The sequence below is a fragment of the Streptomyces sp. NPDC057271 genome (assembly GCF_042668715.1).
GTDB lineage: Bacteria > Actinomycetota > Actinomycetes > Streptomycetales > Streptomycetaceae > Streptomyces.
The window spans coordinates 1-3807 of the sequence record NZ_JBHUYJ010000214.1 but is presented as its reverse complement, the minus strand read 5'-3'; the positions used below and the strand labels follow the sequence as shown (position 1 = coordinate 3807).

General features: G+C 71.1%; 2 protein-coding genes and 1 pseudogene. 1 reads left to right on the top strand and 2 read right to left on the bottom strand.

The genetic code is table 11. The annotated features are described in order from the left end of the window. A pseudogene (locus ACFUJR_RS38935) lies at positions 1-348 on the top strand (MFS transporter); the annotation flags it as partial. A 78-nt stretch (positions 349-426) separates the two neighbouring features. On the opposite strand, the gene ACFUJR_RS38930 reads toward ACFUJR_RS38935, so the two are convergent. Both ACFUJR_RS38930 and ACFUJR_RS38925 read right to left on the bottom strand, forming a co-directional pair. Next, on the bottom strand, positions 427-1455 hold the full coding sequence (locus ACFUJR_RS38930) for a TerC family protein (RefSeq protein WP_383163951.1): 1029 nt from the start codon (positions 1453-1455) through the stop codon (positions 427-429). 234 nt (positions 1456-1689) lie between these two features. Beyond that, complete coding sequence (locus tag ACFUJR_RS38925) at positions 1690-3618, bottom strand: TerD family protein (protein ID WP_383163973.1); 1929 nt, start codon at positions 3616-3618, stop codon at positions 1690-1692. Positions 3619-3807: the final 189 nt, after the last annotated feature.

Here is a 3807-nt window from a genome sequence, read left to right as displayed (position 1 = left end):
CCGGTGCTGACATTCCTCGCATTCCTTTGCGCCGTACTCGCCTGTAGCACCATGTTCGCGGTGTGCGCCGCGTACCTCCCGGAGCTCTACGAGCCGAGGGTGCGCTGCACGGGAGCGGCGGTCGGCTACAACCTGGCGGGCGTCCTGGGCGGGGCGCTGACACCGATCCTGGCGACGGCCCTGTCCGGGGGCTCGGGGCCGCCCTGGGGGGTGGCGGCGTATCTGACGGTGGTGGCGCTGGTGAGTCTGGGCTGCTTCGCACTGCTCCCGGAGACGCTCTCGGCGTCCGCCCGGGCGAAGGCGCCGACGGAGGAGTCGGCGGAGGAGCCGGCGAACGTGTCCGCGTAGAGATGCACCGCGGCCGGTGCGAGTGGTGGTGTGCCGCCCGCACCTGCCGCGGTGCGTTGCTCTCCGTGCCGTACGCGGTCAGGCGCCGACGCTGTCCTTCTCGGTCTCTCCGGTCTCCCCGGCCTCCACGGCGGGGGCCGTCGAGGCCTCGGCGGCCTCGCGCGCCGCCTGCTTCCTGGAGGCGATCAGGCTGGTGATCGTCGTGACGACCAGGACACCGCCGATGACCGCCAGCGAGAACGGGATGGAGATCTCGGGGACGTGCACCCCCGACTCGTGCAGGGCGTGCAGCACCAGCTTCACGCCGATGAAGCCGAGGATCACCGACAGGCCGTAGCTGAGGTGGACCAGCTTCTTCAGCAGGCCACCGATCAGGAAGTACAGCTGGCGCAGACCCATCAGCGCGAAGGCGTTGGCGGTGAAGACGATGTACGGGTCCTGGGTCAGGCCGAAGATCGCCGGGATCGAGTCGAGGGCGAAGAGGATGTCCGTCGTGCCGATGGCGAGCATGACGACCATCAGCGGGGTCAGCACCCGCTTGCCGTTGACCTTGATGAAGAGCTTCGTGCCGTGGTACTTGTCCGCGACGCCGAACTTCTTCTCGACCGACTTGAGGAGACGGTTCTCCTCCCAGTCGTCTTCGTCCTCGTCGGAACGCGCCTCCTGGATGAGCTTCCAGGCGGTGTAGATCAGGAACGCGCCGAAGATGTAGAAGACCCAGGAGAAGCTGGCGATGATCGTGGCGCCCGCGGCGATGAAGATCGCACGCAGGACCAGGGCGATCAGCACACCCACGAGCAGCACGCGCTGCTGGAGGTGGGAGGGCACCGAGAACTTCGCCATGATCAGCACGAAGACGAAGAGGTTGTCGACACTGAGCGACTTCTCGGTGATGAATCCGGCGAAGAACTCACCGGACGCCTGACCGTTGCCGAAGAAGGCCAGGCCGATGCCGAAGAGCACGGCGAGCACGATCCAGACGATCGTCCAGATTCCGGCTTCCTTGACCGACACGTCATGGGGCTTGCGCCCGATGAAGAAGTCGATCGCGATGAGGGCGCCCAGACCGAGAATGGTCAGCACCCAGAGAGTCGTCGAAACGTCCACTGCGCCTCCGGCGTCGTACGGCTAATTGATCAGCGTCGTCGCTGCCGGAGGTCTCTTCCACCCGGAGTCCGTGCGAGACGGGCCGAGCCGGCGCCCCGGGATCGACCCCGGTCGGGGTACGTCCGTATTGACGGGAACGCCGCACATGGGGAGTACTCCCCTCCGCGTCCAGAAGACTACCCGAAGAACCAAGAAAAGGTAAAGGCTAGGGTAAAGGTCCCCCAAAGGAGCAGGTCAGCGGCCCCATTGACGTCGGGCCTCGGCCACCTGCGCGAGGACCTGCGGCAGTATCCGGCTCCCCGACGGGAACAGCGGCGGTTCGTACGTCCAGGCATGGCCGACCCACGGATCGGCGAGATGGTCGTCCGGTACGGGAGTGATCCGCAGCAGCGACCGCCACAGCGGGTCGAGCACCGGGCCGTACGCGGAGGCGTCCTCGCGGTCGGCGACCATCAGCAGATGCACCCCGACCGCCGGGCCCTCGTCCGCGAGGTAGCGGAGCTGATTGACCGCCCGGTCGTCGAAGCCGTGCGGGAAGTCATGGACGATCAGCAGCTGCTCGGCGGTGTCCACGCCCGGCGGCAGCGCGTCGGGGGCGCCGGCCCGCAGCGCCATCTGGACCAGGTCCACGCGCTCGGTGAGCTGGGCGAGGACGGCCGTGACCCCGGCCGCTCCGGCAGCCGGCGGGCCCCCGAGGACGCCCGCCTCGACGAGCGGCGCGAGCGCCGTCGCGCCCGAGCCCGCCGGGTCGACGACATGGACGGTGAACTCGCCGGGCGGGTACACCGCGAGCAGCCGAGCCGCGTGCGCCACAGCGGTGTCCAGCGCGAGCCGGCGCAGCTCGGCCTCGTCGAGCAGCCCGGCGGCCTCGGAGCGCCCGCGTCCGGAGTCCACCCACAAGCCGCGCTCCAGCGGGAGTCTGACCAGCATCGGGATGCACAGATCCGTGCGCTCGGGGAGGTGGAGGTCGCCCAGGCGCAGTGCCATCGGGGCTTCCATGGGGACGCGGTAGGCGTGCCAGACGGGGTTGTCCCAGCGGGCGTAGGCGGCGGGCAGCGCCGGTTCGACGACCTCGGACTCGGCGGCGAGCTGGGCGAGGTCCCGGTCCAGGGCCTCCTGGGCGCGGGCGGTGAGTTCGTCGTGCTTGGCGCGGGCCGCCTCGCGGGCGGCGTCCCCGGCGCCGCCGATGCGGCTGCGCGGATCGGAGAGCACGCCGTCGAGCTCCTTGTCGAGCCGGGACTCGGCGAAGTCGCAGGCGCTGCGGTACGCGGCGGTGGTGCGGGCCAGGTCCTCGAACATGCCCCAGACCTGGTTGTAGAGCCGCTCGTCCATGGACCAGCCGCTGGCGTCCCCGGCGACGGGGACGGGCGGTGCCTGCCGGGGCTCGGGGGCGGCCGCGCGGCGGCCCGGATGGGCGTAGCTGATGGGGCCGCCGCCTGTGCTCCGGCCGGAGGACGCCGGCGGGGACGGCAGCGGCGGGGGCGGCGGGGTCACCGGCAGGGTGGGGGACGAGTCCGCTGCGGCCATCGGCTCCGGGGCGGACGCCGGCGCCGAGTGGCGTACGCGCTCGGTCTCGGGGACGCGTGGGGGCGGGGCGGAGACCGAGCGGGCCAGGCCCCTGGCGACGGCCTCCAGGATCGTGGCGGCCAGGTCGGCTGGACGGTCGAGGCCCTGGTCGCCGAGCATGGCCGCGAGACCGCCCTCGTACCCCTGGCCCATCGCCCGCACCTTCCAGGCGCCCTGGCGGCGGTACAGCTCCAGGGCGACGACGGCCGACTCACGGTCCAGGCCGGTGATCGTGTAGGAGGCGATCTCGGAGCCGTCGAGGCCGGTGACGGCCACGAAAGGGGCGGCGACGGCGCCGAAGCGGGCCGGGCCGCCCACGCCGACGGGCAGGGCGAGGAGGAGCGAGAGGCGGTGCACGGCCGCCGGGACCGCTTCCAGGTCGACGGCGAGCCGGTGGTCGGCCGCCGCCTGCTGGGAGACCTCGACACCAGGTAGCAAGGGCGACCCCGGGTGGGCGATCCACTCGACGCCGGGGACCCGGCCGCCCTCGTCGCCGAGGGTGGCTCCGGCGATCACCGGATGCCCGGCCGAGACCCGGATCTCCAGTCGGGTGTCGGGCAGGGGGTGGTTCTGTCCCCGGACCAGCTCGACCGTCATCGACTCTGTCCCCTCAGCGTCTTCCGTGTGGATCATGTGGGACAGCTCCCGGTGGCCTGCCGCCTCCGGGAGCTGTGGGTGCGTCTGCGGTGCCGCCTAGACCCGTCCTCCGCACATGCTTCGTTTGGTGGGACGAGCGGTTGATGTGATGACCGATTGGTCGTGGGTTCGTTGGTCTGGGTATGTCGT

Coding starts and splice junctions, on each gene's coding strand:
- ACFUJR_RS38925 (WP_383163973.1), bottom strand. CDS start 3,618: ATGACGGTCGAGCTGGTCCGGGGACAGAACCACCCCCTGCCCGACACC.